The sequence below is a fragment of the Aurantimonas sp. DM33-3 genome (genome assembly GCF_014334315.1).
Lineage (GTDB): Bacteria > Pseudomonadota > Alphaproteobacteria > Rhizobiales > Rhizobiaceae > Aurantimonas > Aurantimonas coralicida.
Genome location: NZ_JACSGS010000003.1, coordinates 244,122 through 270,569, shown reverse-complemented (window position 1 = coordinate 270,569; position 26,448 = coordinate 244,122). Strand labels below are relative to the sequence as shown.

Here is a 26,448-nt window from a genome sequence, read left to right as displayed (position 1 = left end):
GCCAGGGGCTAGAAGGCCCGATGACCTCGAAACGGGCCGACACTGCCGGCGATACGCCCAAGCCGCCCCGGCCGATCACGCGCGAATGGCTGTTCCGCGCCGCGGCACATTACCTGGAACGCTATTCCTCCTCGACCGCCAATTTGCGCCGGGTGCTGGAGCGCAAGGTGATGCGCCGCGCCCATGCGCGCGGCGAGGATGCGGGCGCGTTTTCGGGCGAGATCGACGAAACGGTCGCCAAGTTCGTCGAGCTGAAGCTCGTCGATGACCGGGCCTATGGCGAGGCGCGGGTGCTCAGCCTGCGGCGGCGCGGCACCTCGCAGCGCATGGTCGCGGCCAAGCTGTCGGAAAAGGGCGTCGAGCGGGATCTGGTGGAGGAACTCCTCGCCGCCGACGAGACCAGCGACCGGCAGGCGGCGTTTGCCTATGCACGGCGCCGGCGGCTGGGTCCGCACCGGCTGTGCAACCGCGCCGAGCGCCGTGATCGCGACGTCGCCGCCATGGTGCGGGCGGGCTTTGGCTTTGGCGATGCGGTGGCGGCGATCGACGATCTGCCGGATCCGGAGTGAGCCGGCAGGCGACGCTCCGGCCCCTCAGCCGAAATCGCCGCCGAAGAGCGCCGCGAGCAGCTTGCCGTTAAACCACAGGATATCGACGAACCAGTCCCAGCCATAGACGACGTTCACGCCCGGCGTCAGGGCGAGGACGAGTTCGCCGACGGCCGGAAGGCTGATGTCGTTGCGGATGGTGAACCATTTGGCCAGTGCGGCGATGTAGCCCTGCGCGAACAGCCAGACCGGAGCCAGGGACAGTATCGTGCGCGCCGTCCGCGGCACGGCCGTCGGCCGGCGCCGGACTTCGAGGATATTCACGAAGCATACGGCGACGAAGGCGAAGCTGACCCACAGCGACGCGAGGCCCGCGACGATCTGCAGAACCAGCGAGAGATCCGAGAAACGCAAAGGCCGGTCCCCTGGCATTGGCGAGATCGGGACGGTCGCCGAATCCGCTAGCGGCTGCCCCTCCTCGCACAGCTTATCGCGGGAACATCGCCGCACGCCAAGACGTGTTCGCTGATCTTCAACGCACCGGACACGTTCAGGATCGATGAGTAGCGGAACTTGGCGCCCCAGGCCCCGTTTGATGGGGGAACGTCACATCTCGCCGAGCCGGTCCGCAGCCTTCCCTCAAGGATGGCGTGTCGGCGCTCGGCTGAACGAAAGGGACACGACCATGCCAAGCATCAAGGAATCCAAGATCGCCATTCTGGCCACCGACGGCTTCGAGCAGGTGGAACTGACCGAACCGCTGGCCAAGCTGAAGGAAGCCGGCGCAGAGGTGCATGTGATCTCGCCGAAATCCGGCACCATCAAGGGCTGGGACCAGGATCACTGGGACAAGGAGATCACGGTCGACAAGACGCTCTCGGAAGTGCGCGTGACCGACTATGACGCACTGGTCCTGCCGGGCGGCCAGATCAACCCGGACGCCCTGCGCGCCGACCCGAAGGTGGTCAGCTTCGTGCGCGAGTTCTTCAACTCCAAGAAGCCGCTCGCCGCGATCTGCCATGCACCGTGGCTGCTGATCGAGGCGGACGTCGTGCGCGGCCGCGACATCACCTCCTACAACTCGATCAAGACCGACGTGAAGAACGCCGGCGGCAACTGGCTTGACCAGGAGGTCGTCGTCCACGAGGCGCTGATTACCTCGCGCAACCCGGGCGACATCCCGGCCTTCGTCGCCAAGATCATCGAGGAAGTGGAAGAGGGACGTCACGAGGACCGCAAGGTCGCCTGATCTCTCTCAGCGGATTGCAACAGCGATCGTCATGGCCGGCGTCTTCGGGCGCCGGCCATTTTTGTATGCCAGTCGCTTGGTTACGGAGCCCGTCGCAGGTGGAAGGGGTCGCTTTCGCATCGGTGGATGATCATGCTGCATTGCGGTTGCCATTGCCACATTGTGGCGGGATCGTGTATGTGCCGAGCGACTGACGATCAGGAGAAATTCGAATGGCAGGCCTGCCGACCTACGACACCGATCATCCGGCCGAGATGGATTATCCCGAGCACGAGCGGACCTATGAGGGCTTCCTCGTCGCGACCAAGTGGGGCTCGATCGCCGTCATCGCGATCATGCTTGGTATGCTCGTCGGCCTGCTCGCCGGCGGTGGCTTCATCGGCGGTTTCGGCACCTTCATCGCCCTCATGGTGATCGCCTACTTCGTCGCCTGACACGATCGTCGCGACTTCGGGCAGCCAGCGGTGCGATCCACGCGCCGGCTGCCCCATGACTGAATACAATTCCGGGAGGCCTACGCGTTGAAACTGTTCGTGCCAAAGGAGCGCGAGGCGGGCGAGCCCCGTGTCGCTGCCTCGCCCGACACGGTGAAGAAACTCACCGGTCTGGGCGCCACGGTCGTCGTGGAAACCGGCGCGGGCGCCGATTCGCGTATTACCGACGCGGCCTTCGAGGCCGCCGGCGCCACCATCGGTTCGACCGCTGATGCCGGCGACGCCGATGTCGTGCTGAAGGTCCGCCGTCCGTCCGCCGACGAGCTGAAGTCCTACAAGTCGGGCGCGCTGGTCATTGCCGCGATGGACCCCTATGGCCGCGACGACGAGGTCAAGGCCATGGCCGAGGCCGGCGTTCTCGCCTTCGCCATGGAGTTCATGCCGCGCATCACACGCGCCCAGTCCATGGATATCCTGTCGTCGCAGGCCAATCTCGCCGGCTACCAGGCGGTGATCGATGCGGCGGCCGAGTTCGACCGGGCCTTCCCGATGATGATGACCGCGGCGGGCACGGTTCCGGCTGCGCGCGTCTTCGTCATGGGCGCCGGTGTTGCCGGCCTGCAGGCCATCGCGACCGCCAAGCGCCTCGGCGCCATCGTCACGGCCACCGACGTGCGGCCGGCGGCGAAGGAGCAGGTCGAGTCCCTGGGCGGCAAGTTCATCGCCGTCGAGGACGACGAGTTCAAGGCGGCCGAGACTGCCGGCGGCTACGCCAAGGAAATGTCGAAGGAGTATCAGGCCAAGCAGGCCGAGCTCGTCGCGTCGCACATCTCCAAGCAGGACGTGGTGATCACCACGGCACTCATCCCGGGCCGTCCGGCACCGCGCCTCGTGACCCGTGCGATGGTGGAATCGATGAAGCCGGGATCGCTGCTCGTCGATCTGGCCGTCGAGCGCGGCGGCAATATCGAGGGTGCCGAAGCCGGCACCGTCACGCAGGTCGGACCGGCCAAGATCATCGGCCATCTCAACGTTCCGGGTCGCATCGCGGCGAGCGCCTCGCTGCTCTACGCCAAGAACCTCGCGACCTTCCTCGAGACGATGATCGACAAGGAAACCAAGGCGCTGAAGATCGACTTCGACGATCAGCTGGTACAGGCGACGCTGCTGACCCGCGACGGCAAGGTCGTGCATCCGAACTTCGCCGCCGCCGAGGCGCCGGCCGTACCTGCCACGCCGGCAAGTGACGCGGCACAGAAGACCGAAGGGGGAGAGGCGTAATGGCCGAGGAAACCGCTCAGGCGACGCTGCAGCGTCTGAACGATGCCAGTGTTGCCATCCGCGACGCGCGCACCGGTGTCGAGCGCATGCTCGGCGAAGGCTATGGCGAAGCGGCAGGCGCCGTCGGCCATGCCGTGTTCGGCGTCGATCCCTTCGTGTTTCACCTGGCGATCTTCGTCCTGGCGATCTTCGTCGGCTACTACGTGGTCTGGTCGGTGACCCCGGCGCTGCACACGCCGCTGATGTCGGTCACCAACGCCATCTCCTCGGTGATCATCGTCGGCGCGATCCTCGCCGTCGGCATCTCCGCCTCGGGCATCGCGACGACCTTCGGCTTCATCGCGCTGATCCTGGCGTCGGTGAACATCTTCGGCGGCTTCCTCGTCACCCAGCGCATGCTGGCGATGTACAAGAAAAAAGAAAAGTGAGGCGGTAGCGACCGATGACAGAGAATTTCGCCGCCTTCCTGTACCTCGTCTCGGGGGTGCTCTTCATCCTCGCGCTGCGGGGCCTTTCCCACCCGACGACCAGTCGTCAGGGCAACATGTTCGGCATGTTCGGCATGGCCATCGCCATCGTCACCACGCTGCTTCTGGCCGGTCCGTCTTTCGGTAGCCTGGTGCTGATCGTGCTGGGTATCGCCATCGGCGGTGCCGGCGGCGCGATCGTCGCCAAGCGGATTCCGATGACGGCGATGCCGCAGCTCGTCGCCGCCTTCCACTCGCTGGTCGGCCTGGCCGCCGTCATGGTCGCCGCCGCGGCGCTCTACGCGCCGGAGGCCATCGGTATCGGTACGGTCGGTGCCATTCACGGCCAGGCGCTGGTCGAGATGTCGATCGGCGTGGCGATCGGTGCGATCACCTTCACGGGCTCCATCATCGCCTTTCTGAAGCTCGACGGCCGGATGAGCGGCAAGCCGATCATGCTGCCGTCGCGCCATCTCATCAACATCGCGCTCGGCGTGGTCATGGTGGCGCTGGTCATCGGCTTTGCTGTGACCGAAAGCCACGTGATGTTCTGGCTGATCGTCCTGGTGGCGCTGGCGCTCGGCGTGCTGCTGATCGTGCCGATCGGCGGCGCCGACATGCCGGTGGTCGTCTCGATGCTCAACTCCTATTCGGGTTGGGCCGCCGCCGGCATCGGCTTCACGCTGCAGAACCTGGCGCTGATCATCACCGGCGCGCTGGTCGGCTCATCCGGCGCCATCCTGTCCTACATCATGTGCAAAGGCATGAACCGGTCGTTCATCTCGGTCATTCTCGGCGGCTTCGGCGGCGAGAGCGGCCCGGCCGGGGCCGACGATCTGGGCGACCGCACGGTCAAGCAGGGCTCGGCCGAGGACGCTGCCTATCTGATGAAGAATGCCGGCCGGGTCATCATCGTCCCGGGCTACGGCATGGCGGTGGCACAGGCCCAGCACGCGCTGCGCGAAATGGCCGACAAGCTGAAGGAAGAGGGCGTCGAGGTGAAATACGCCATCCATCCGGTGGCGGGCCGCATGCCGGGGCACATGAACGTGCTCCTGGCAGAAGCCAACGTGCCCTATGACGACGTGTTCGAGCTGGAGGACATCAACTCCGAGTTCGCCCAGACCGACGTCGCCTTCGTCATCGGCGCCAACGACGTGACCAACCCGGCGGCGCGCGACGACAAGGCCTCGCCGATCTACGGCATGCCGATCCTGAACGTCGACCAGGCGCAGACCTGCCTGTTCATCAAGCGCTCGCTCGGCTCCGGCTATGCCGGCATCGACAACACGCTGTTCTACAAGGACAACACGATGATGCTGTTCTCGGACGCCAAGAAGATGGTCGAGGACATCGTCAAGTCGCTGAACGACTAGGCGTTAGCGACCCTTCGCTCTGCCCATGTGAAAAGGCCCTGCCGGCGATGCCGGCAGGGCCTTTTCCGTTTCTGGACCGTGGGTCGGCCGGCTTACTTCGGGCGGACTTCGCCCGGGCCTGCCGGAACGGCCGGAACCGCGACCGTGGCCGGCTCGGTGACGACGGGCTCAGCCGGCGTCAGGGTGAACTTCGACACGCCGATGGCGGCGTTGATGCCTTCCTGCGCCTGGACGCTGACCGGCTGCAGCGAGTAGCTGTCCTGCGCGCCGCCGACCAGCACGTTGGCACCCCCGCCCACGATAGCCGAGGCATCTGCCGTCGCGCCGACATAGGTGCCCTGGAGGCCGTTCGGCTGGTAGGTGTAGCCGTCGGCCGTGACGACGGCCCAGGTCATGACCGTGCGGCCGGTGACGCCGACATCGAGGCCGAAGGTGTCGAGGGTCGCGGCATAGAGCTCGACCGGGCCGTCACCGGCCGGCGTGAACTCGCAGACCAGGTCCTCGGAGGATCCGACGATGAAGCCCGTCGCGCCGTCGCTGTGGCAGCCGAGCACGCCGGCCTTCACTTCTGCCGCCTGAGCGGAGGTAGCGGCGAACGGTGCCGCGGCGAGCGTGGCTGCGATGGCGAGGCTCGAAATTCTGGAAATCATAAGGGCATTCCTTGCATTGTTCTGTCCCGTTCGCCGGGGAGAACCGCGCAGAAGCCTTCCTGTTCCGTGACGGATGATGTCATTTTGAAATGGCCGTGATCGCGGAGGTCACGGACGCTCTCCCGATCGCCGGGGAGAGCCGGCCCGACCGCTTGCGCGACCGGGCTCAGCAATGATCAGGCGGCGTTGCCGCCGCGCGTGCGGGCCATGCCGTCCTTGGCCGGAACGTATTTCGGGTCGATCTGCGCGCCGCGCGCATAGGACTGGAAGGCGCGCTTGGTCTCGCCGCGACGCTCATAGACCAGCGCCTGGTTGGTCCAGTACTCGGCCTTGGTGTCGTCGAGCTTCAGGGCGGTGTTGAAGTCGGTGAAGGCGTTCTCCTCGTCGCCGAGAGCGAGATAGGAGACGCCGCGTCCCGAATAGGGCTCCGAGGCGTTGGCCTGCAGCGAGATCGCCGTCGAGAAGTCCTCGATCGCCTGCTTGTGCTGGCCGTCCTTCTGATAGAGCAGGCCGCGATTGTGATAGGCGCGCGGGTCTGTGGTGTTTAGGTCGATGGCGCGCTGGAAGTCGGCCAGCGCCTCGCGGTTGCGACCGGCCACGCGGTAGACGTTGCCGCGGCCGATATAGGCGGAATCGTAGTTCGGATTGATCCGCAGGGCGGCGTTGTAGTCCTCGACGGCCTTCAGCGGCTCGTTGGTCTGGCGGTAGACCAGCGCGCGGTTGGCATAGGCCTGATGGAAATTCGGGTCGAGCTGCAACGCCATGGTGAAATCGGCGATCGCGGCCTTGTAGTTGCCGGCGCGGCCATAGGCGGTGCCGCGCACATTGTAGGCTTCGGGGTCGCGCGGATTGGCGTCCACCGTCTGGCTGAGCGAGGCGAGGTTCTGCTCGAGTCCCTGGTTCTGGTCGAGCGCGATCGCGGTCACGGCGGGGCCGTCGGCGGTCTGGCAGGCGGAAAGAATCGCGATCAGCCCGAGCGCCGCGGTGGCCCGCAGAAGTCCAGCCGCGCGACCGGCAGGTTCATGCGGCGCGCAATGGTCGGCCGGGTGAAGGGCGATCGGGTGGGAAAGCTGCGGCATCGACGGACTGTTCCTCAAGAGACGGTTCGACGTTCGGATCGCCTGGGGCGCTCGCCCGCGCGACGGCAAACCGAATTGTCCTATGCCATGCATGCGGTTGCGCCGCAAACGACGAAAGGCGGCGGCCGGAGGCCGGCCGCCGCACTTGAATCGCCAAAACGGTCGAAATTACGGCTGCTTAGTGAACGCGGCCGCCGGCCAGCAGGCCTTCGCGCTGTGCCTGCTTGCGGGCCAGCTTGCGGCTGCGGCGGACCGCCTCGGCCTTCTCCCGAGCCCGCCTCTCGGAGGGCTTCTCGAACGCGCCGCGCATCTTCATTTCGCGGAAGATTCCTTCGCGCTGCATCTTCTTCTTGAGCGCGCGAAGCGCTTGGTCGACGTTGTTGTCGCGTACAACTACCTGCACAGGGGTGTTCCGTTTCTGAAGTGTGGACGGGCCGTATAGGGACGAGAAAAGCTGTGCCGCGGAGCCTGTTGCTTCGAAGCGCGCTGGCCGATAGCAGAAGATCGCCTTCTTGTCGAGGTCGTCCGGCCACACTGGCCGTGCCGAATGGCGTCAGCGGTTCGCAGCGCTGGCGGGGCCGGGCCCGGCGGCATCGAAGTCGGCCTGAGAGACATTCGTCACCACGAAGTCGGCGACCCTGACGAAGGCCTCGTCGGTGTCACCGCGAAACGAGAGGACGCGGCTGAAGACGTCCCTGCGATCCGCGATGTCGATGATGTCGACGCGGCCCATGCCGACGAGCGTCGAGACCTTCTGGACGGCGCCGAGCAGGAGATAGTCCACCTCGAGCGCCGCGGCGGCCTCGACCGCCTTTTCGACACTGAGCGTGCCGACGCTGCATTCGGGCTGGCCGCAGGTCAGCGCGACGACCTCGTAGGCAGCGCGGTCGGCGAGGCCCTCGCCGAGTTTCGACTCGAACAGGGCGATCCGGGCGGCATGTTCCGCCGCCCTGTCGCCCGGCTCGCCGGACGTATCGAGATAGTAGATGTTGGCGAGCGCGATACGGGGCGTATCGCTGTTCGCTGCGGCAGGTCCCGTGGCCGATGCGGCGATGAGGCCGGCGGCGACGCCGATGGCGAGCTTGCGTGGAAATCCGGTCATTCCTGGTTCCTCCGTCCGTTCGCCCACCCGCCGGTGTCCCGGCCATGTTGTATCGGTCTCGCCATGTCCGCCCCCAGCACAGGGGCCCACAGGCAATCGCGATTTCACGATGGATATCGTATCCACCAAGAGTATATGCGCCCGCGCAGCCTTCGCTGCTTCAAGTGCAGTGCAAAATTGCCTAGGGTCGCGAAACTGACCCTAGGCCACCTGAGCGGGACACAACATAACATGAGTGACATTCGACGCGAGCGAACAATGGCTTCGGCCTCTGCACAGGCCTTGCCGCGCATCTCCTGGGGGGCGATCGTCGCCGGTTCGCTGCTGGCGATGGCGCTGCAATTCATGCTCGGCCTCCTGGGGCTGGGCATCGGCCTGTCCAGCATCGAGGCTGCCGCTGCCGGGGATGCCGGTGCGCTCCTGTCCGCCGGGGGGCTGTGGACCATCGCGGTCGTCCTGATCGGCCTGTTCGTCGGCGCCTATGCCGCCGGTCGCCTGTCGGGCAGCGTCTCTCGAACCGATGCGGTTCTGCACGGCGTCATCACCTGGGCGACCTCTACGCTGGTGGTGGTGTTTCTCCTGACCAGCGGTGCCTCGGCCGTGGTGGGCGGCGCCTTCGGTGCGATCGGCAGTTCGATCCAGGGCTTGACCCAGGCGGCCGCCACGGCAGCACCGCAATCGGATTCGGGCCTGCCCGATCCGATCCGCCGCGAAGTTGCGCAGCTTCTCGATCGCGCCTCGGCCGCCCCGGCCCCGCAGCCGACAGCTGACGCCGCAGGGCCTGACGGCGAAGACGGCGTGGCGGGCGACGGCGAGGCGAATGATGCGAGTTCCGCTGCGCAGGCCGGGTCCGCCGATCTTGCGGGCGCGGTGACGACGATCGCCGCCGGACTTGCCGAAGATGCGACGTCCGACGAGCGCACGGCCGCCGTGCAGGCCATCGCCGACGGAGCGGGCATCCCGACGGCGCAGGCGCGCCAGCGGCTGCAGGCGTTCCAGCAGCGCTTCGACGAGGCGCAGCGCGATGCCCGGCGTGCGGCGGCCGAGGCGGCGCAGGTGGTGTCCTCCGCCTCCTTCGGTGCCTTCGTCGCATTGCTGCTGGGCCTGCTGGTCGGCGCGGCCGGTGGTTTTGTCGGCCGGTCCCGCCGACCGGTGATGTAAGAGCGCAAGGGCCGGCGGCGATCGCGGACCCCGCGCCGTCGCCGCCGGCATTTCGTCGCTGCGTCACTGCCCGTCGCAATCTGAGCATGGTGCGGCGCGATCCCCGCTAGACATGGGGAGCGCGGCCATTGCTCCAGCGGGCAGGGCGGCGCTACACCTGACGGGCGGGCGGTGTCCTCGATCGTGCGCCATTCGGATGCGGGGCGAATTATGCGACGATTTTCGGCCTTTGCGCTGGCACGCGAAGCGATGCGCGGCCATTCCGGCTGGACCGAACAATGGGCCTCGCCCGAACCGCGCAAGACCTACGACGTGGTCATCGTCGGCGCCGGCGGCCATGGGCTGGCCACGGCCTATTATCTCGCCAAGGAGCACGGCATCACCGATATAGCGGTGATCGAGAAGGGCTGGCTCGGCGGCGGCAACACCGGCCGCAACACCACGATCATCCGCTCCAACTATCTCTATGACGAATCCGCCGCGCTCTACGACCACGCGGTGAATCTGTGGGAGGGCCTTTCCCAGGACCTCAACTACAACGTCATGTTCTCGCCGCGCGGCGTCCTGATGCTGTCGCACAACGAGCACGACCGGCAGGGCGCCCAGCGCCACATTCACGCCAACCGGCTGAACGGCGTCGACAACGAATGGCTGACGCCGGACGAGTGCAAGGCCTATTGCCCGCCGCTGAACATCTCGGCGAACACGCGCTATCCGGTGATCGGCGGCGCGCTGCAGCGGCGCGGCGGCACCGCCCGGCATGACGCCGTCGCCTGGGGCTATGCCCGCGCGGCCTCGGCCCGCGGCGTGCATGTCCTCCAGAACACCACGGTGACCGGCATCCGGCGCAGCGCCGACGGCCGTGTGGCGGGCGTCGAGACCTCGCGCGGTTTCATCGGCGCCCGCAAGGTCGGCGTCGTGGCGGCGGGCAACACCTCCGTCGTCATGGAGATGGCCGGCGTGCGCATGCCGATCGAGAGCTTCCCGCTGCAGGCGGTGGTCTCCGAGCCGGTGAAGCCGTGCTTTCCCTGCGTGGTGATGTCCAACACCGTCCACGCCTATGTCTCCCAGTCGGACAAGGGCGAACTGGTGATCGGGGCGGGCACCGACCAGTATCCGTCCTATTCGCAGACCGGCAGCCTCTCGATCTTCAACCACACGCTCGACGCGATCGCCGAGATGTTCCCGATCTTCCGGCGCATGCGGATGCTGCGGACCTGGGGCGGCATCGTCGACGTGACGCCGGACCGCTCGCCGATCCTGTCGAAGACGCCCGTCCCGGGGCTTTACGTCAATTGCGGCTGGGGCACCGGCGGCTTCAAGGCGACGCCGGGCTCGGGTCATGTCTTCGCCCACACGATCGCCCGCGACGAGCCGCGTCCCATCAATGCCGCCTTCAGCCTCGACCGCTTCGAGACAGGGCGCTTCATCGACGAGGCGGCCGCGGCCGCCGTCGCCCACTAGCGCGGAAAGGCGGACGATGCTGCTGATCCACTGCCCCTATTGCGAGGACGACCGGCCGGAACCGGAGTTCCGCCATGCCGGCGAGGCGCATATCGCGCGGCCCTCTGCGGAGCTCGACGCCGGACGGGCGGTCGCGGAATCCCTTTATCTGCGCACCAACACGCGCGGCGTGGTGTTCGAGCGCTGGCGGCATGTGCATGGCTGCGGCCGCTTCTTCAACGCCGCCCGGCATTCCGTGTCCGACCGGTTTCTTGCATTCTACAAGGCCGGCGAGCCGAAGCCGGACATTGCCGCCGAGGATGGCCTTGCGCTCGACCCGCTTGGCGCGGGCGCCACGCCGGCGACTGTCGGGGCCGACGGTCTCAATGTCGATGGCGGGGAGGCGGGCCGATGACGTCGCGGCGACTTCCCGAGGCCAGCCGTCTCGGCAATGCCCGGCGCATTGCCTTCAGCTTCGACGGCCAGCGCTATGCGGGCCGCGAAGGCGATACGCTCGCCTCGGCGCTGCTGGCGAACGGCATCCATCTGACCGGCCGCTCGTTCAAATATCACCGGCCGCGCGGCATCGTCGGTTCGGGGCCGGAAGAGCCCAATGCGCTGGTCGAGATCCGCCGCGACGCGGCGCGGCGCACGCCCAATATCCGCGCCACCATGCAGCCGCTCCATGACGGGCTGGAAGCCGTCAGCCAGAATCGCTGGCCGTCGCTCGATTTCGATGTCGGCGCCGTCAACGGGCTGTTCTCGCGCTTCCTGACGGCGGGCTTCTACTACAAGACCTTCATGTGGCCGAAGACCTTCTGGCACCGGGTCTACGAGCCCTATATCCGGGCCGCTGCTGGGCTTGGCCGGGCGCCGGATGCGCCCGATACCGACACCTACGCCAATCGCTTCGCGCATGTGGATGTGCTTGTCGCGGGCGGGGGCGTGGCGGGTCTTGCCGCGGCGCTCGAGGCGGGCGCGAGCGGGGCAAGCGTCCTGATCTGCGACGAGAATGCCGGTTTCGGCGGCTGGCTGCGGGCCGAAAGCGGCACGACGATCGACGGCGTGCCGGCAATGGACTGGGTCGCCGATGCGGTGGCCCGGCTCGGCGCGATGCCGAATGTGCGGGTGATGCCCCGCACCACCGCCTTCGGCTACTACAATCACAACATGGTCGCGCTCTGCGAACAGGTGACCGAGCATCTGGCGCAGCCGGACCCCGCCCTGCCGCGCGAGCGGCTGTGGCAGGTGCGGGCGAAACAGGTGGTGTTGGCGACCGGTTCGTTCGAGCGGCCGCTGGTGTTTCCGGACAACGACCGACCGGGGATCATGCTGGCGGGTGCGGCGCGGCTCTATCTCAACCATTACGGCGTCGCGGTGGGCCAGCGAATCTGCGTCTTCACCGCCCATGATGCCGCCTATGCCACGGCGCTGGATCTGAAACGCGCCGGTGTGGACGTGCCGGCCATCGTCGATCTGCGCGACGAACCGGGGCCGGGTCTCGTGGGCGCAGCGCGGGCTGCGGGCATCGAGGTGCTCTGCGGCTATGGCGTGAAGAGCGTGCGCGGCCGGCGCAGGATCCGCGGGATCACCATCGAGGAACTGCGCTCGGGGCACGACAATCGCAGCTTCGACTGCGATGCGCTGCTGATGTCGGGCGGCTTCACACCGTCGGTGCATCTGTTCTCGCAATCGCGTGGCAAGCTCGCCTTCGACGCCGACCTGCAGGCCTATGTGCCCTCCGAGCCGGTCCAAGCCTGCGTCAGCGTCGGCGCGGCTGCCGGCCAGTTCGATCTCGCCGAAACCATTGCGAGCGCGCGGGGCGCGGGGCGCGCCGCTGCTGGCGGTGATGATGCTGCGGCGGAGCCGGTGACGGTCGACGGTGCCGCCGGATTCGGTGGCGGCATGGCCGGGGCGACGCCGGCGGCCGGACCCGGCAAGGCCGTGAAGGCCTTCGTCGACTTCCAGAACGACGTGACGGCCCGCGACATCCGTCTTGCGGTCGCCGAGGGTTTCCGGTCGGTCGAGCATATCAAGCGCTTCACCACTACCGGTATGGCGACCGACCAGGGCAAGACGTCGAACATCCACGGCCTGGGCGTTGCGGCGGAGGCACTCAGCCGGCCAATGCCCGAGGTGGGGCTGACCACCTTTCGCGCGCCCTTCACGCCGGTGTCTTTCGGCACCATTGCGGGCTTCGCGCAGGGGGCGCTGTTCGATCCGACCCGGCAGACGCCGATCCACGAGAGCGCGGCGGCAGACGGCGCGGTGTTCGAGGATGTCGGCATGTGGAAGCGCGCCTGGTACTTCCCGCGCGGGGCCGACAAGCACGCGGCGGTGGACCGCGAATGCCGCGCGGTGCGCGAGGCCGCGGGGCTCTTCGATGCCTCGACGCTCGGCAAGATCGAGCTGGTCGGTCCCGATGCGGGAGCATTCCTCGATCTGATGTATGCGACGCCGCTGTCGCGGCTCGCCGTGGGCAAGTGCCGCTATGCGCTGATGCTGAACGAGGCCGGCTTCATGATCGACGACGGCATCGTTGCGAAGATCGCCGAGGACCGTTTCCACGTGACCACGACGACGGGCGGTGCGCCGCGCGTGCTCAACCTCATGGAGGATTACCGCCAGACCGAATTCCCCGAGATGGCGGTCTGGACCAGCTCGGTCAGCGAGCAATGGGCGGTGATCGCCGTGCAGGGGCCGCGGGCGCGGGACCTGATCGCGCCATTCGTCGAGGGACTGGACGTCGGGTCGGACGCCTTCACGCATATGTCAGTCGCCGAATGCCGCTTCATGGGGCTGCCCTGCCGGCTGTTCCGCGTGTCCTTCACCGGCGAACTCGGCTTCGAGATCAACGTGCCATCGGATTACGGTCGCAGCGTCTGGGATGCGCTGCGCGAACGAGGACGCAGCCTGGGCGTCGAGCCCTACGGCACCGAGGCCATGCATGTGCTGCGGGCCGAGAAAGGCTACATCATCGTCGGCCAGGAGACGGATGGGACAGTGACGCCGGCCGATGCCGGCATGGCATGGGCGGTGTCGCGCAAGAAGGCGGATTTCGTCGGCAAGCGCGGGCTGGAGCGGCCGGATTTGTCGGCACCGGGCCGCAAGCAGCTCGTCGGGCTGAAGACCGCCAATCCGCTTACGGTTCTGGAAGAGGGGGCGCAACTCGTTGCCGACCCAAACCAGCGCGTGCCGATGACCATGCTCGGGCATGTGACCTCGGCCTATCGCTCGCAGACGCTGGGGCGGTCCATCGCGCTGGCGATGGTCAAGGACGGGCGCAGGCTGGTGGGCCAGACCCTCTACGTGCCCATGCCGACGGAGACGATCGCGGTGGAAGTGACGGAGCCGGTGTTCTTCGATCCGGACGGGGAGCGGCTGCATGGTTGATGCGCAGGCGAACGGACCGAAGGGGGCAACGCCGGCGCATGGGGCCGGCAGGACCGGCGACATGCCACGGCGGCTCTCGCCGCTCGACGGTCGCCAGGCCAGCGGGCCCGGCGTGACGCTGGTTCCGGCCGCGCCACGCCGCCGTCTGATCCTGCGGGCAAGGAGCGATGCCGTCGGCGTCGCCGGTACCGCGCTCGGCCTGGAACTGCCCGTGCGGCCGAAGACGAGCGCCCCCCAGGGCGGCGTATCGGCGCTCTGGCTCGGACCGGACGAATGGCTGATCCTCGACGAGAGCGAGGCGGCGGAATCCCTCGCCGCGTCGGATGGGCCCCTGGCGGAGGCGCTCGTCACCGTCTCCGGCATTGCCGTGGTCGATATTTCCCATCGCAATGTCGCGATCGTGGTCGACGGGCCGGCCGCCGAAGCGGTCGTTGCCGCCGGCTGTCCGCAGGATATCCGGCCGGTCAGCTTTCCCGTCGGGGCCTGCAGCCGCACGGTGCTGTCGAAGGCGGAGATCGTTCTGTGGCGGACCGGCGAACAGCGCTTCGAGATCGAGTGCTGGCGTTCCTTCGCCGATTATGTCTGGACGTTCCTCGCCGAAGCGAGCCGGGCTCCGGCGGTATGAGACGGGTCAGAGGGGGCGCATCGACCGCCGGAAGGCGTCGCGGTCGATGACGCGCTCGACATAGGCCTGGATGGGCGTGCTGTCGCCGATGCGGGGTGCGCCGATCATGCCCGCCCAGTTCAATTGCGCGCCGATATAGAGATCGGCGGCGGTGAAATGCTCACCCATGAGGTAGGGGCCGCGCGACAAAGCGGCCTCCAGCGTGTCGATCACGTCGTTGTAGCAGCCCCACCCGACGGTGGATTTCGACAGGGGTACGGCGTCCTTGCGCATCATCGTCTCGGTCAGGGCCGGTTCGAAGCAGCTTCCGCCGAAGAACAGCCAGCGATAATAGCTGCCGCGCTCGGGGCGGTCCTGGCGGGGCGCGAGGCCGGCGGCGGGATAGGCATCGGCGAGCCAGGCGATGATGGCAGGCGTCTCGGTGATCACCGTGCCGTCGTCCAGCACCAGCGCAGGGATCTTGCCCATGGGATTGATTGTCAGGAAGTCCGGGCGGCGATTGTCGCCCGCCTCGAAATCGATCGGCACGATCTCGTGCTCGGCGCCGACTTCCTCAAGCATCCAGCGCACCATCGCGGCCCGGCTGCGTGGATTGTGGTAGAATGTCAGCCGACCCGGCATCGTGCGTCTCCCGACCATGGCCCTGCATCCGGGGCGATCATGGCAGAGTGCGATGACGAGGGGAAGTTACCGCCAGCCTGGCTCAGGACGGGGTGCCGTCGGCGTCGCGCTTGGCCTTCAGCGCCGTGGCGTACCATTCGAATTCGTCGAGCCATTTCGCCGCCGAGCGGTCGATCCAGTCCTCCGTGGCGGCGCCGTCCTCGCCCAGCGACTTGCCGATCGAGGGAATGGCGAGGATCGACGGCAGGCTGGGCATGCCCATTTCCGCGAGGATCGGGCGCAACGCGATCGCCGCCCTGACACCGCCGAACCGGCCGGCGGAATAGGAGACGATCGTCGAAGGGCGCCAGAAATACTCCTCGAGAAAATAGTCGAGCGTGTTCTTCAGCGCCGGCGGGACCGACTGGTTGTATTCGGCGCTGACGACCACGAAGCCATCGGCCCGCCGATAGAGGTCGGCCAGCCGCTCCAGCTTCTCAGGTGCCTCGCCGCGCGGATATTCCTTGTACATCCTGTCGAGGAGCGGCAGGTCGAGTTCCATCGGGTCGACCAGCACCGGTTCATGCCCGCGTTCGCGCAGCTTCGCGATGACGAATTTCGCCGCCTTGATGCCCTGCCGCTCGGTGCGAACCGAGCCGAGAATGACGGGAACGAGCAGGGACATGGACGGACCTCCTTGAGTGCGGAGGGTGATCGTCCGCCGGGTCAGCCCACCGCGTCAAGCGCCAGGATGTGGTTGTCCCATTCGAGGTCAGCCCGGGTCGGGCTGTCGTCGTCTTCGAGCCGGACGATGTCGCCGGCGCCGCTGGTCGCCATGAAGCCTAAACCGTCCGGGGCGAGGCCGCAGCCGTCGCGCAGGGCATGGCGGGAGAGGATGTCGCCCGTGGCGGCCTCGAGGATCAGCATCGTATTGCCGACCGGCGAGGAGACCGCAACGCGGGCGCCGTCGCGGCTGGTGGCGACCGAGCCGATATAATTGCCGAGGCCGGCGAGATCGGTCTCCGGCATGGCGGTGAGGGCCAGCGGCCGGCCGGCCTCGGCAATGCCCACCAGCGGCGGCGCGTCGCCGGACGCGCCCTGGTACTGGCCGCCGAACCACACCCGGTTTCGCGCATCGACGGCGATGTGATGCAGCGACAGCTTGTGCAGATGCGAAGGCAACAACTGCTTGTCGAGAAGGTCGCCGCTTTGCCGGTCGATGAAGGCGATGGACGGCTCCATGGTGGCGATGTTCAGCATCTGCCGGCCGTAATCGGGATGGGTCTCGATGCCGCCATTGGCGACGACGATGGTCTCGCCGTCGGGCATCAGCAGCGCCTCGTGGGTGTCCATGCCGTGGGAATCGAACTCGCCGATACGCCGGTAGCCGGCTGCGACGTCGTAGACGCCGATCACGCCGTGGGCGGCGTCGTAGTCGTTTTCGGTGGCGTACATCAGCGCGCCGTCGGGCGAGAAGAAGCCGTGGCCGAAGAAATGCCGGCGGTCGACCGAGGTCAGGGTCTGGAGTGTCTCTCCGCTGACGGGATCGAAGACGATGGCGAAGGTGCGCGGGCGGCGGGCGAAGACCACCGCGCGGCGACGGACGGGATCATAGGCCACGTCGTGGCCGCGGTCCGGCAGGGAGACCGTCGAGACGATCTCGCCGCGCTCGGAAAAGATCGCGCAGCCATAGCTGCCGTCCGGCCGCCGGCAGGAGGCGCCGAACAGGGCGTCGGCTCGCTCAAGCGCTGCCGCGGAATGGGCGGACAGGCCCCCGACGAAGGCGGCTCCGGCACCTGCGAGAAAGCGCCGGCGGTCGAGAAGGATGCCGCGGCTGGCGGGATGCGGACGAAAGGACATCGGACAATTCCCGGCGCCTGCCCATGGGCCGCGCCTGCGTTGGTTCGGGGCGGCCGCCTCTCAGTCGCCGTCGAGGGCCGAGAAGCCGGCCGACAGGCCGAGAATGGGCGAGACCTGTTCGGCAAACTGGCTCTGCAGGCTGTCGATGACGATCAGGAGATAGGTCAGCCCCTGGCGCTTGTCGGGTTCGCGCGCGACCTGCGTCAGCGGCGGCGCGAGTTCGGACAGGGTGCGGTCGGCGTTGGCGAATTCGAACAGGATCGAATCCTCCAGATAGGCCTGCGGATCGGGCAGGAGGCCAGCGAGCTTCGATGCGGCGAAGAGGTCGTTCATGCCGGCGAAATTGGCGCGCAGGGACGCCAGCGCGAGTTCGGAGCGACGGAACAGGAAGAGATTGGGCTTCGCTGCCTCGGCGCTTTCGCCCATTGCCGGGCGCAGCCGCAGGTCGCGGATCGCCTCGAGGCCATGGATGAAGATGCCGACGATCTCCTGCAGCGAATCCTCGGCGCTGCGCCAGGCCGGATCGGCGGCGTCCGGCGCCGTCAGGCGGGCGGCGATGCCGGCATCCTCGGACCAGGCGGCATCGAGTTCGTCGGCGATGGAGGCGAGGTTGCGGGCGATGGCGCGGCCGTAGACGCAGCGAAAGCCGCCCCGATCCGTGGCGAGCGTCTCGGCATCCGTCCCGTGCAGGACGAATTCCAGCGCGCCCAGCCCCTGAACGGCGACCGACTTGCCGGCGAGGCGCGCCTGCGTGGTCGCTGTCTCGTCCTCGCTGCCGAGAATGCCCTGGATCTGGCGGAGGGCGATGCCGCGGCGGTCGGGGAAGAACAGGATTTTCTCCAGCCGGTTGTCGTCCATTGCCGGGCCGAAGCGGACGAACTCAATGCGCGACCAGCTCGTCGCGAGATCGGTGAAGCGGTCGCGCGCGTCCTGCAGCGCGGTGTCGCCCGGTTCGCTGCAGAGACTATCCAAGGCGTTCGCAGCTGCCGTGGCGTGATCGTGGAACTGCGCATAGCCGGGCCGGATGAAGCCGTCGATGGCACTGGCGACGACCGCCAGTTTCTCGGCCTCCGTCGCGCGGGACGGCTCGGCCGTGCCGTCCTCCTGGCCGTGCGAGGCCGTGCCAGCGGCAAGCAGGAGCGCAAGGCCGACAAGCGCGCGACGGGAGAGAGAGGCGATCATAGGGACTCCAGGAAAGCGTGCAGCGCGTCGCGGTCGGCCTTGTCCATCGCAGCATAGGCATCGCGCGCGGCCTGGCCTTCGCCGCCATGCCACAGGATCGCTTCGGTCAGATTGCGGGCGCGGCCGTCGTGCAGAAACATCGTGTGGCCGTTGACGGTCTCGGTCAGCCCAATGCCCCACAAGGGTGGGGTGCGCCATTCGTTGCCGTTCGCGTCGCCCACCGGGCGGCCGTCAGCGAGGCCTTCGCCCATGTCGTGCAGCAGGAAGTCGGAATAGGGCCAGATCAGTTGGAAGCGCAGCGCCTTGTCCTCGGCATTGCGCGAGGTGACGAATTTCGGGGTGTGACAGGCGGCGCAGCCGGCATCGTAGAAGAGCTTCTTGCCCTTCAGGACCTCCGGCGCATCGACGTCGCGCCGGGCCGGGACGGCAAGATTCTGCGAATAGAAGGTAACGAGCCCGAGGATCGGATCGGGCGCCTCCACCTCGCCGAGGCGGGGCTGGACGCCGGAGGGCGCGTCTCGGCAGACGGTCTGGGCAATCGAGCATTCGCCGAAGGCATCGGTGACCAGCGGTGTCGAGATCCCGATGTCGCCGGAAAAGGCTTCGGCCGTCTGGGTCTCTATGGTTGGGATGGTCGCCTTCCAGCCGAAGCGGGCGAGGACCGGCTCGCCGGTCTTCGGGTCACGCGCCATGGACGGCTTGCCGGAAATGCCATCGCCATCGGCGTCGTTCGGGTCGGCGCGGGCGAGGATGTCGGCGGGCTCGATCTGCTCGACGAGGCCGAGGCCGATCATCGGCGGGGCAACCCGCGGCGACATCAGGACATTCCCGGCCATCGGCCCATAAGCGAGATCGGCGACGGAATAGGTCGGGTGGCGCAGCGAGACGTTGGTGCCGTCGGCAAGGGTGACGTCGCGCTCGTCATAGTCGATCACGACGCGGCCCTCGGGCTTCAGGCCCGGCGTGGCGAAGGTCTGGAACTGGCCGCCATAGGTTGGCTCGGGAATGCGGCTGAGTTCGTGCGTGGCGAGCTTGCGGCGCTCTTCTTCCGTCGAGGGCGGAACGGACAGGCGCAGGAACATGGAGACTGCGTCTTCGCCGGGCCGGGGCGGGCGGCCGCGACCGTCCTTGATATGGCAGCTCTGGCAGGAGCGGGCATTGAACAGCGGCCCGAGACCGTCGGATGCTTCGGTCGAGGAGGGCGAGGACACCCAGAGCTTGCGGAAAAGGGCGTTGCCCAGCTTGAAGCGGTCTTCGCCGGCGAAGGTCTGGTTGGCCGAGACCTGGCTGAAGGAATCGCGATTGACGAGCTTGGTCGAGGTCGCGCCACCTCCGGGCATCGCCTCGAAATCTTCCGGTCTGGTGAAGTCGGTGGTCGGGGCCGTGACGGCCCGGACACGGGCCAGATTCTTCGGCGTCAGGTCATCGCGGACCGGCCGGTCCAGCCCGATGGCGGCGCCGATCGGAAGCGCCAGCGGCACGGTCAGCGCCGCCGCGAAGATTGCCATGCCTGCGGCGAAGCGCATTCGCCTCTCCCGATATCGACGCGGCGAACCCGCCGCGCCCCGGTATTGTCGATTATCGCGCCGGCCGCACTGTGGCGAAGGGTCTCGTCGGCGCGGTCAAGGCCACCTCCGACGGACCCTGGGGCCGCCGGAGGTGGCGCTGGAGCTTACTGGAAGACGGCGTTGACGTTGTCCAGACTGTCGGAGCCCTCGATGCTGACATTGCCCAGATCGAGCGCTGCGACGGCGCGCTCGATGGCGCGGGTCTGGTCGACCAGGCCGTCGATCGCGGCCTGGACGCGGGCGTTGCCCTCGTCGTTGCCTTCACCGATCTGCTGATCGTAGGCCTCGCCGTCCTCGGCCGCCTTGGCCATCGTCTCCATCGCGGACACGGTCGCGTCGAGCTTGGCGCGCAGTTCCTGATCGATCTCCGGCGCGCTGGCGGCAACGAGGTCGGAGACGGACGGGCCCTCGACAATCGTTCCGTCCGTGCGCTCGTAGCGGCCGGTATAGACGTTGCGAATGCCGATGGCGTCGTGGAGGTGCGAGATGTGGGTGTTGTCGGAGAAGCAGTCATGCTCCTCCTCCGGATCGTGCAGCAGCAGGCCGAGCTTCATGCGTTCGCCGGCCAGTTCGCCGTAGGAGAGGGACCCCATGCCGGTGAGGATCGCGGAAATGCCGTTCTCCGGGGAATCGAGCAGAGCCTTGCGGGCCGCGCCGTCTTCTTCCCAATTGCCGACCATCTCTTCCAGGTCGGTGACCAGCAGGTCGGTGGCCGCGTCGAGATACTGGCCGCGCCGGTCGCAATTGCCGCCCGTGCAGTCGTCGCCGCTGGCAAAATCGGTGTGCGGGCGCTCGCCGGCGCCGGCATCCGTGCCGTTCAGGTCCTGGCCCCAGAGCAGGAACTCGACCGCATGGTAGCCGGTGGCGACATTCGCCTCGACGCCGCCGGCTTCCTGTAGCTTGTCCTGAAGGAGTTCGGGGGTGATGGTCGAGGCGTCGATGGTCTCGCCGCCAATGGTGATCGACGGGTTGGCGATGACGTTGGCGGTGTAGAGATTGTTCGCGTCGGACTCGGTGCCGTAGGTGCCGGCGACGTAGTCGATCAGCCCCTCGTCCAGCGGCCAGGCATTCACGCGGCCTTCCCAGTCGTCGACGATCGGATTGCCGAAGCGGAAGGCCTCGGTCTCCTGATAGCTCGGCCGGGCAGCCCGCCATGCGTCACGGGCGGCCTTCAGGGTCGCCTCGCTGGGGTCGGCGATCAGGGCGTCGGTCGCCTCGTCGAGCGTCTTCGCCGCAGCCAGCGCATCCTGGTAGCCGGCGAGCGCGATGTCGGAATAGTTCGCGAGAACCGCGGCCTTGTCCGGTGCGCCGTCGGCGGCGAGGGCCGACGGGGCGGCCGCCAGCAGGAAGACGCCGGAAAGGGCGGCGAGGCCGGTTCGGGCCATCGGGCGGAGAGAGGTCATGGTCGTGCTCCAGTTCTGGCCGAACGCCTGTCCGGCTTCTGCCAAATTGCCAGGGGCGAGCCGTCAGCCCGTGACTGTCGTTTCGGGCTAGAACTTGGGGCGGTGTAAAGTCAACTCTTAAAGTCCAGTTTAGAGTCGTTCAAAGAATCCGATCTGCTTGGTTTTGCTTGCGCCCCGGTAGATCATTTGTCGGCTGAGGGCGCATGGAGCCCGGCATCTGCGAGCGCGCCGCCCGCCGATGCCGGTTGCCGGTGAAGCTAGCCCTTGGAGACGCCGCGCAGGAGCATGAGGAAGCTCGGCTCCAGGTCGAAATTCTCGATCGCCGTCGTGGCGACGGCGTTCTGCTTCCAGTTGGCGATGAAGGCCCAGGGCGCATCGTCGTGGATGATCGCCTGCACCTGGTTGTAGAGGGCCCCGCGAGCTGCGGGATCTGTCGTCCGGCGGGCTTCGGCGAGCAGGCGATCGACTTCGGCGTTGGCGTAATAACCCGCATTGAACCCGCCCGTCTCCGGCATGGCATCGCTGCGCAGCGCCAGGAAGGGCAAGGTGTCGGGGTCGTTGGTCATCCACGCCATTTCGGTCATGTCGGCCTTGCCCGCGAGACCCGGATTGACGTTGGAAAGAAAGGTATTCCACTCATAGGTCTCGATCCGGGCATTGAGCCCGACCGCCTTCAGATCGGCCTGGATGGCTTCGGCCATCGCCACGGGATCGAGCATTCCGGACCCGCCCTCGGCAACGTAGAAGGTGAGGGAAGCGCCCTCGACGCCGGCCTGCCGGATCAGCTCGCGCGCCTTCTCCGGATCGTGCGGGTAGGGCTGGACGGAACCGTCATTGGCCCAGTCGAAGGCGGGCGGAATGGGGCCTGCCGCGATGTCCGCGGTGCCCTGCAGGACGTCGTCGATCAGGCTCTCCTTGTCGATGGCGTAGTTGACCGCCTGGCGAACGCGCTTGTCGGAGAAGGGGCCTTCCCTGGTGTTGAGGATCAGGAACCAGAGATGCGGGCCGGTTTCCTCGTGGACGACGAAATTGGGGTTGTCGCGGAAGGCGGCGAGGCTCGCGGGCGGCACCTCGGCCATGATGTCGATACCTCCCGACAGCATGTCGGAAGCACGAGCGGCGGCGTCCGGGATCGGTCGGAAGACGACCGACTCCATCGATGGCGCGCCATCCCAGTAATCGGGGTTGCGGGCAAGGGTGACAGCCTCGTCCGGTGTCCATTCGGCGAAGCGGAACGCTCCCGTTCCGACGGGCGCACGGGCAAAGCCCTGGCCGCTTTCTGCAACGGCCGACGGGGAGACGATCAGGCCGGTCGGGTAGGCCAGATTGGACAGGAATGGCGCGAACGGCTCCTTCAGCTGGAACGTCACGGTCATCCGATCGGGGGTCTCGACCGCCTCGACCATGGAAAAGAAGAAGGCGAGGGGAAAGGGCCCCGTGCCGTGCTGCGGATGGTCCGGGTCGAGCATCCGGTCGAAGGTGAACTTGACCGCCTCCGCATCGAACGGCGTGCCGTCGTGGAAGGTCACCCCCTCGCGCAGATCGAAGGTGTAGGTCAGCTGATCGTCGGACACGGTCCAGTCGGTCGCGAGCGCCGGTTCGACCTCGAGCGTGCCGCGCTTGAAGCGCACCAGCCCGTCAAAGACGTTCACGAGGATGCGGAAGTCGTTGGTCGCCGTCACGGTCTGCGGATCGAGCGATTTCGGCTCGGCGATCTGGCCGACGACGAGGGTCTCGTCGGACGTCTGCGCGGCGGTCGGTCCGGCGAACACAGTCAACAGGACTGCGAGGACGGTGACGAACCATCTCATGAAACTGCTCCGGTCAATCGGCTGAAAAAGCGATGTTGCTGATTCAGCCTTATGGATCAACCGGCGGGCCGAAATGAGACGCCGCGCGTGTCGTCAGCCCGATTGGGGCGTCTTTGTCCTTGAGCAGGTACCCGGGCATGGCCGGGCGGAATGCTCAGAGGAGAACGTCGAAGAAATATCCGGCCATGGCGAGGAGGGTTCCGACCACTGCCGTCGGGATCATGACGCTCGTCATCCGGTTGTCGGCGACGGCCGCGCCACTCGCCAGATCGTCGCGCTGCGAGCGGGCCAGGTAGAAGCCCCGGCGGCCAAGCCGGACCTGCTGCCGTGTCGGCTCGGCCTGCGCCCAGACCTGCGGTGTGTAATGTACCGGCTCTGCGACATGGGTGGGCTCGCGCACGACGTCCTCATGCGCGGCGGTCGTGATCGGGTCTGCCGCTGCGGATGGCGCCGTTTCAGTCGCGGGCACATCGGCGGAGACGGCATCCGTCCGCGCCGCGCTGCCGCCGCAGGCGAACATCATGTATTCATCGCTACCAAATCCAGGCGGGAACGCAGAAACACCGAGCATCACAGACCTCCGAACCGTTAACGCGCGAACGACCGTTTCGTTGCGCGGACAATACCCCGAAGTCACTGATCCGGTTTCTTTAGTCGGCTCGAAACGGGCGCGATCGGCCCTGCCGGCTATTCAACCGATTTTAATACCGGCGAGCATGCGCCCGGTACTGGACGTCACGCGTCCGGGTCATCAATAGGGATGACGAACCAACCGGTGGGCCAGGGTGGCCGCCGGCGCCACGAAGGGGAGAGACATGCTAAGAACGCAGACCGTCCGCGAGATCCTGTCCTGGTACGAGGGCGAGACGCCCGGCCTGAAAAGCAATCTCTCCCGCCTCTTGATGCACGGCAAGCTGGCCGGTACCGGCCGCGTCGTGATCCTGCCGGTCGACCAGGGCTTCGAGCATGGTCCGGCCCGCAGCTTCGCGCCGAACCCCGTCGGCTACGACCCGCACTATCTCTACCAGCTGGCCATCGACGCCGGTGTTTCCGGTTATGCCGCGCCGCTCGGTCTGCTCGAGCAGGGCGCCGACACCTTCGCGGGCGAGGTGCCGCTGATCCTGAAGCTGAACAGCGGCAATTCGCTGGTCGGCGGCGCCGACCAGGCGGTGACGGCGAAGGTCGAGGACGCCATGCGTCTCGGCTGCGTCGGCGTCGGCTTCACGATCTATCCGGGTGCCGACAATTCCTACGCCATGATCGAGGAACTGCGCGAGATCAGCTACGAGGCCAAGTCGCGCGGCCTGATGACGGTGGTGTGGTCGTATCCGCGCGGCGGCAAGGTGACGAAGGACGGCGAAACCGCGCTCGACATCATCGCCTATGCCGCCCACATGGCGGCGCTGATGGGTGCGACGATCATCAAGGTGAAGCTGCCGACCAGCCATCTCGATCTCGACGCGGCCAAGACGGTCTACGACAAGTACGAGATCCCCGGCGACACCGCCGCGGCGCGGGTGCGCCACATCATGCAGGCGGCCTTTGCCGGCAAGCGCCTCGTGGTCTTCTCCGGCGGCGCCGCGAAGAACACCGACGAGTTGCTCGACGAAGTGCGTGCCATCCGCGAAGGCGGCGGCAACGGCTCGATCATAGGCCGCAACTCCTTCCAGCGCCCGAAGGAAGAGGCGCTGGCGCTTCTCAACGAAGTCATGGACATCTACCGCTAGCCCAATACCGGCGGCGCCGGGACAGGCGCCGCCGGTATTGGAGTTGCCGGGCCCTCCGGGACCTGCGCGTTCGTGCTAGCGTGACGCCATGTCGGCGCTCTTCCTATCAAGCCGGGTCTTCGATGCTCTCGCGGCGGTCTGGCTGGCGGCGGTGCTGTTCGCTGCCGAGGGACAGGCGAATGCTGCCGAGCTCCTGATGTTCGAGCAGGCCGGCTGTCCGTTCTGCGAGGCTTTCGACGCCGAGATCGCACGGGGCTATCCCGCCAGCAACGCCGGGCGGGCCGCTCCGCTGCGCAGGGTCGACATCCATGACGATCGTCGCGGCGGCATCGATACGCTGGTACCAGCCGTGTTCACGCCCACCTTCGTGCTGGTGGACGACGAGGGCCGCGAAATCGGACGGCTCGAGGGCTATCCGGGACGTGAATGGTTCTATCCCGAAATCGACGCCCTGATTGACCGACTGCCAGCTGGCGAGCCGGCGGCGGAAACGGCTCCCGAATGAGGCGTCCGTTCGCAGGCCGTTGACGCCCGGCGGCGCCGAAACGACAGCGGCCGCCCGAGGGCGGCCGCGATCTGCGTTTCCGAAAAAGGGGCCTACTGGGCCGCAGCGGCAGCCAGGGCCTCGGCCGGATCGCGCGTCGCGCCGGCTTCGTCGAAGGAGGCGAGATAGGCGATGATGTCGACCATCTCCTGTTCCTTCTTGATGCCGGGGAAGACCATCTTGGTGCCCTTCACCACATCGCGCGGATTGGTGAGCCAGGCCGTCATCAGTTCCTCGTTCCAGGCCGCCTTGTCGGCCGCCCATTCCTGGAAGGCGGGCGAGAAGGAATAGCCTTCGACGGCGCCGGGCTTCTCGCCGATGACGCCGTTCAGCTCGGGGCCGATCTTGTTCTTGGCGCCTTCGCCGACGGCGTGGCAGGCCATGCATTTGCGGAAGACCTTCTTGCCGGCATCCGGATCTCCGGCGGTCTGGGCAAGAGCCCCGTTCGCCAGTGTCAGCGAGAGCAGGGCTCCCGCAGCGACGATCAACCTGTTCATATGTCCTCCAACCAATGACGGTGCCTTCGGAAGGATATGGAACGGTTCCAGAGAGGGCAATCAGCCGGACCGCGAATTCAGGTCGCAGGCGGCGTGGTCGCGCGAATGGAATGGCGGCGCGGCGCGGGCAGCAGGCTCTCACCGCCCTGGCGCGCCTGCTCGTCCGGCGTCGATCCTGCGAAGATGAAGTGTTTCCGGGCGGGGTACTTGGCAACGCGTCAGTCACTCGCAGCGCGAAGACGGGTTGGACCGCCGGGAGTTGATACGCGACGATCGGCGGATGTCCATGCGCAGGTGTCAGACAGACGATCCGCACTCTGATCTGGATTGATGCTCCATCGGTGAAAATCGGTGATTGAGCGTGGCGGGAATGGGGCGGCTTTCCGCTCGGTCGCCGCCGGATCAGCAATCCCCGCCGACCCCCTGCGATGCGGGGCACAGGCCTCGT

The 26,448-nt window shown here is 67.2% G+C and carries 27 protein-coding genes; 13 read left to right on the top strand and 14 right to left on the bottom strand.

Features of this window, described 5'->3' with window-relative positions:
• The first annotated feature begins 20 nt into the window (after positions 1-20).
• Entirely contained in the window at positions 21-569 is a 549-nt protein-coding gene (locus tag H9Q09_RS06285; protein WP_187390344.1) for a RecX family transcriptional regulator, read from the top strand.
• Between the two features lie 24 nt (positions 570-593).
• Here H9Q09_RS06285 and H9Q09_RS06280 read toward each other — a convergent pair whose 3' ends face one another.
• Positions 594-962, bottom strand: coding sequence for a hypothetical protein (locus H9Q09_RS06280; RefSeq protein WP_187390343.1), 369 nt, complete (start codon positions 960-962; stop codon positions 594-596).
• Positions 963-1,233: 271 nt separating this feature from the next.
• On the opposite strand from H9Q09_RS06280, the gene H9Q09_RS06275 reads away from it, so the two are divergent.
• From H9Q09_RS06275 to H9Q09_RS06255, 5 genes are all read left to right on the top strand, one after another.
• Positions 1,234-1,797, top strand: coding sequence for a type 1 glutamine amidotransferase domain-containing protein (locus H9Q09_RS06275; RefSeq protein WP_187390342.1), 564 nt, complete (start codon positions 1,234-1,236; stop codon positions 1,795-1,797).
• A 212-nt stretch (positions 1,798-2,009) separates the two neighbouring features.
• Positions 2,010-2,231 (top strand): aa3-type cytochrome c oxidase subunit IV, encoded by a 222-nt coding sequence (locus tag H9Q09_RS06270; RefSeq protein WP_024349038.1) that lies wholly within the window; start codon positions 2,010-2,012, stop codon positions 2,229-2,231.
• A gap of 87 nt (positions 2,232-2,318) precedes the next feature.
• Positions 2,319-3,512: a Re/Si-specific NAD(P)(+) transhydrogenase subunit alpha gene (locus H9Q09_RS06265; RefSeq protein ID WP_187390341.1), complete on the top strand. Its 1,194-nt coding sequence runs from the start codon at positions 2,319-2,321 to the stop codon at positions 3,510-3,512.
• Positions 3,512-3,940, top strand: a complete 429-nt coding sequence (locus H9Q09_RS06260) for a proton-translocating transhydrogenase family protein (RefSeq protein WP_187390340.1) — start codon at positions 3,512-3,514, stop codon at positions 3,938-3,940. The genes H9Q09_RS06265 and H9Q09_RS06260 overlap by 1 nt, the downstream gene beginning before the upstream one ends.
• Before the next feature lie 14 nt (positions 3,941-3,954).
• Positions 3,955-5,355: an NAD(P)(+) transhydrogenase (Re/Si-specific) subunit beta gene (locus tag H9Q09_RS06255; RefSeq protein ID WP_187390339.1), complete on the top strand. Its 1,401-nt coding sequence runs from the start codon at positions 3,955-3,957 to the stop codon at positions 5,353-5,355.
• A 92-nt stretch (positions 5,356-5,447) separates the two neighbouring features.
• Here H9Q09_RS06255 and H9Q09_RS06250 read toward each other — a convergent pair whose 3' ends face one another.
• From H9Q09_RS06250 to H9Q09_RS06235, 4 genes are all read right to left on the bottom strand, one after another.
• Entirely contained in the window at positions 5,448-6,005 is a 558-nt protein-coding gene (locus tag H9Q09_RS06250) for a DUF992 domain-containing protein (protein WP_187390338.1), read from the bottom strand.
• Positions 6,006-6,181: 176 nt separating this feature from the next.
• The gene (locus H9Q09_RS06245) at positions 6,182-7,084 is read right to left on the bottom strand and encodes a tetratricopeptide repeat protein (RefSeq protein WP_228238072.1); all 903 of its coding nucleotides are present in this window, start codon (positions 7,082-7,084) and stop codon (positions 6,182-6,184) included.
• Positions 7,085-7,262: 178 nt separating this feature from the next.
• Positions 7,263-7,487, bottom strand: coding sequence for a 30S ribosomal protein S21 (gene rpsU, locus H9Q09_RS06240; protein ID WP_029702632.1), 225 nt, complete (start codon positions 7,485-7,487; stop codon positions 7,263-7,265).
• A gap of 150 nt (positions 7,488-7,637) precedes the next feature.
• Positions 7,638-8,186: a DUF2380 domain-containing protein gene (locus tag H9Q09_RS06235; protein WP_187390337.1), complete on the bottom strand. Its 549-nt coding sequence runs from the start codon at positions 8,184-8,186 to the stop codon at positions 7,638-7,640.
• Positions 8,187-8,417: 231 nt separating this feature from the next.
• Between H9Q09_RS06235 and H9Q09_RS06230 the strand changes: the two genes are divergently transcribed.
• The 5 genes from H9Q09_RS06230 to H9Q09_RS06210 all read left to right on the top strand — a co-directional run bounded on the left by H9Q09_RS06230 (position 8,418) and on the right by H9Q09_RS06210 (position 14,808).
• On the top strand, positions 8,418-9,347 hold the full coding sequence (locus H9Q09_RS06230) for a hypothetical protein (RefSeq protein ID WP_187390336.1): 930 nt from the start codon (positions 8,418-8,420) through the stop codon (positions 9,345-9,347).
• A 210-nt stretch (positions 9,348-9,557) separates the two neighbouring features.
• Positions 9,558-10,811, top strand: coding sequence for a sarcosine oxidase subunit beta family protein (locus H9Q09_RS06225; protein ID WP_187390335.1), 1,254 nt, complete (start codon positions 9,558-9,560; stop codon positions 10,809-10,811).
• Between the two features lie 16 nt (positions 10,812-10,827).
• Positions 10,828-11,205, top strand: coding sequence for a sarcosine oxidase subunit delta (locus tag H9Q09_RS06220; RefSeq protein ID WP_187390334.1), 378 nt, complete (start codon positions 10,828-10,830; stop codon positions 11,203-11,205).
• Positions 11,202-14,183, top strand: coding sequence for a sarcosine oxidase subunit alpha family protein (locus tag H9Q09_RS06215; RefSeq protein WP_187390333.1), 2,982 nt, complete (start codon positions 11,202-11,204; stop codon positions 14,181-14,183). The genes H9Q09_RS06220 and H9Q09_RS06215 overlap by 4 nt, the downstream gene beginning before the upstream one ends.
• Positions 14,184-14,244: 61 nt before the next feature.
• Complete coding sequence (locus H9Q09_RS06210; protein WP_187390332.1) at positions 14,245-14,808, top strand: sarcosine oxidase subunit gamma; 564 nt, start codon at positions 14,245-14,247, stop codon at positions 14,806-14,808.
• Positions 14,809-14,814: 6 nt separating this feature from the next.
• On the opposite strand, the gene H9Q09_RS06205 is transcribed toward H9Q09_RS06210, so the two are convergent.
• The 8 genes from H9Q09_RS06205 to H9Q09_RS06170 form a co-directional block, all read right to left on the bottom strand.
• The gene (locus H9Q09_RS06205) at positions 14,815-15,447 is read right to left on the bottom strand and encodes a glutathione S-transferase family protein (RefSeq protein WP_187390331.1); all 633 of its coding nucleotides are present in this window, start codon (positions 15,445-15,447) and stop codon (positions 14,815-14,817) included.
• Positions 15,448-15,511: 64 nt separating this feature from the next.
• Positions 15,512-16,093: an NAD(P)H-dependent oxidoreductase gene (locus tag H9Q09_RS06200; RefSeq protein WP_187390330.1), complete on the bottom strand. Its 582-nt coding sequence runs from the start codon at positions 16,091-16,093 to the stop codon at positions 15,512-15,514.
• Between the two features lie 41 nt (positions 16,094-16,134).
• Positions 16,135-17,268 (bottom strand): DUF1513 domain-containing protein, encoded by a 1,134-nt coding sequence (locus H9Q09_RS06195; protein WP_187390329.1) that lies wholly within the window; start codon positions 17,266-17,268, stop codon positions 16,135-16,137.
• 60 nt (positions 17,269-17,328) lie between these two features.
• A complete protein-coding gene (locus tag H9Q09_RS06190) occupies positions 17,329-18,450 on the bottom strand; it encodes an imelysin family protein (protein WP_187390328.1) in 1,122 nt (373 codons plus the stop codon).
• Entirely contained in the window at positions 18,447-19,976 is a 1,530-nt protein-coding gene (locus tag H9Q09_RS06185; RefSeq protein ID WP_187390327.1) for a di-heme oxidoredictase family protein, read from the bottom strand. The genes H9Q09_RS06190 and H9Q09_RS06185 overlap by 4 nt, the downstream gene beginning before the upstream one ends.
• 146 nt (positions 19,977-20,122) lie before the next feature.
• Positions 20,123-21,421 (bottom strand): imelysin family protein, encoded by a 1,299-nt coding sequence (locus H9Q09_RS06180; protein WP_210315237.1) that lies wholly within the window; start codon positions 21,419-21,421, stop codon positions 20,123-20,125.
• A 257-nt stretch (positions 21,422-21,678) separates the two neighbouring features.
• On the bottom strand, positions 21,679-23,232 hold the full coding sequence (locus H9Q09_RS06175; protein ID WP_187390325.1) for an ABC transporter substrate-binding protein: 1,554 nt from the start codon (positions 23,230-23,232) through the stop codon (positions 21,679-21,681).
• A gap of 154 nt (positions 23,233-23,386) precedes the next feature.
• Positions 23,387-23,806 carry a hypothetical protein gene (locus H9Q09_RS06170; protein ID WP_187390324.1) on the bottom strand — a complete coding sequence of 140 codons (420 nt, stop codon included), beginning with the start codon at positions 23,804-23,806 and terminating at the stop codon, positions 23,387-23,389.
• Between the two features lie 241 nt (positions 23,807-24,047).
• Between H9Q09_RS06170 and H9Q09_RS06165 the strand changes: the two genes are divergently transcribed.
• Positions 24,048-24,959 (top strand): class I fructose-bisphosphate aldolase, encoded by a 912-nt coding sequence (locus tag H9Q09_RS06165; protein WP_024349019.1) that lies wholly within the window; start codon positions 24,048-24,050, stop codon positions 24,957-24,959.
• 88 nt (positions 24,960-25,047) lie between these two features.
• Positions 25,048-25,464 carry a thioredoxin family protein gene (locus tag H9Q09_RS06160; RefSeq protein WP_187390323.1) on the top strand — a complete coding sequence of 139 codons (417 nt, stop codon included), beginning with the start codon at positions 25,048-25,050 and terminating at the stop codon, positions 25,462-25,464.
• A 92-nt stretch (positions 25,465-25,556) separates the two neighbouring features.
• On the opposite strand, the gene H9Q09_RS06155 is transcribed toward H9Q09_RS06160, so the two are convergent.
• Positions 25,557-26,000, bottom strand: coding sequence for a cytochrome c family protein (locus H9Q09_RS06155; RefSeq protein ID WP_024349017.1), 444 nt, complete (start codon positions 25,998-26,000; stop codon positions 25,557-25,559).
• Positions 26,001-26,448: the final 448 nt, after the last annotated feature.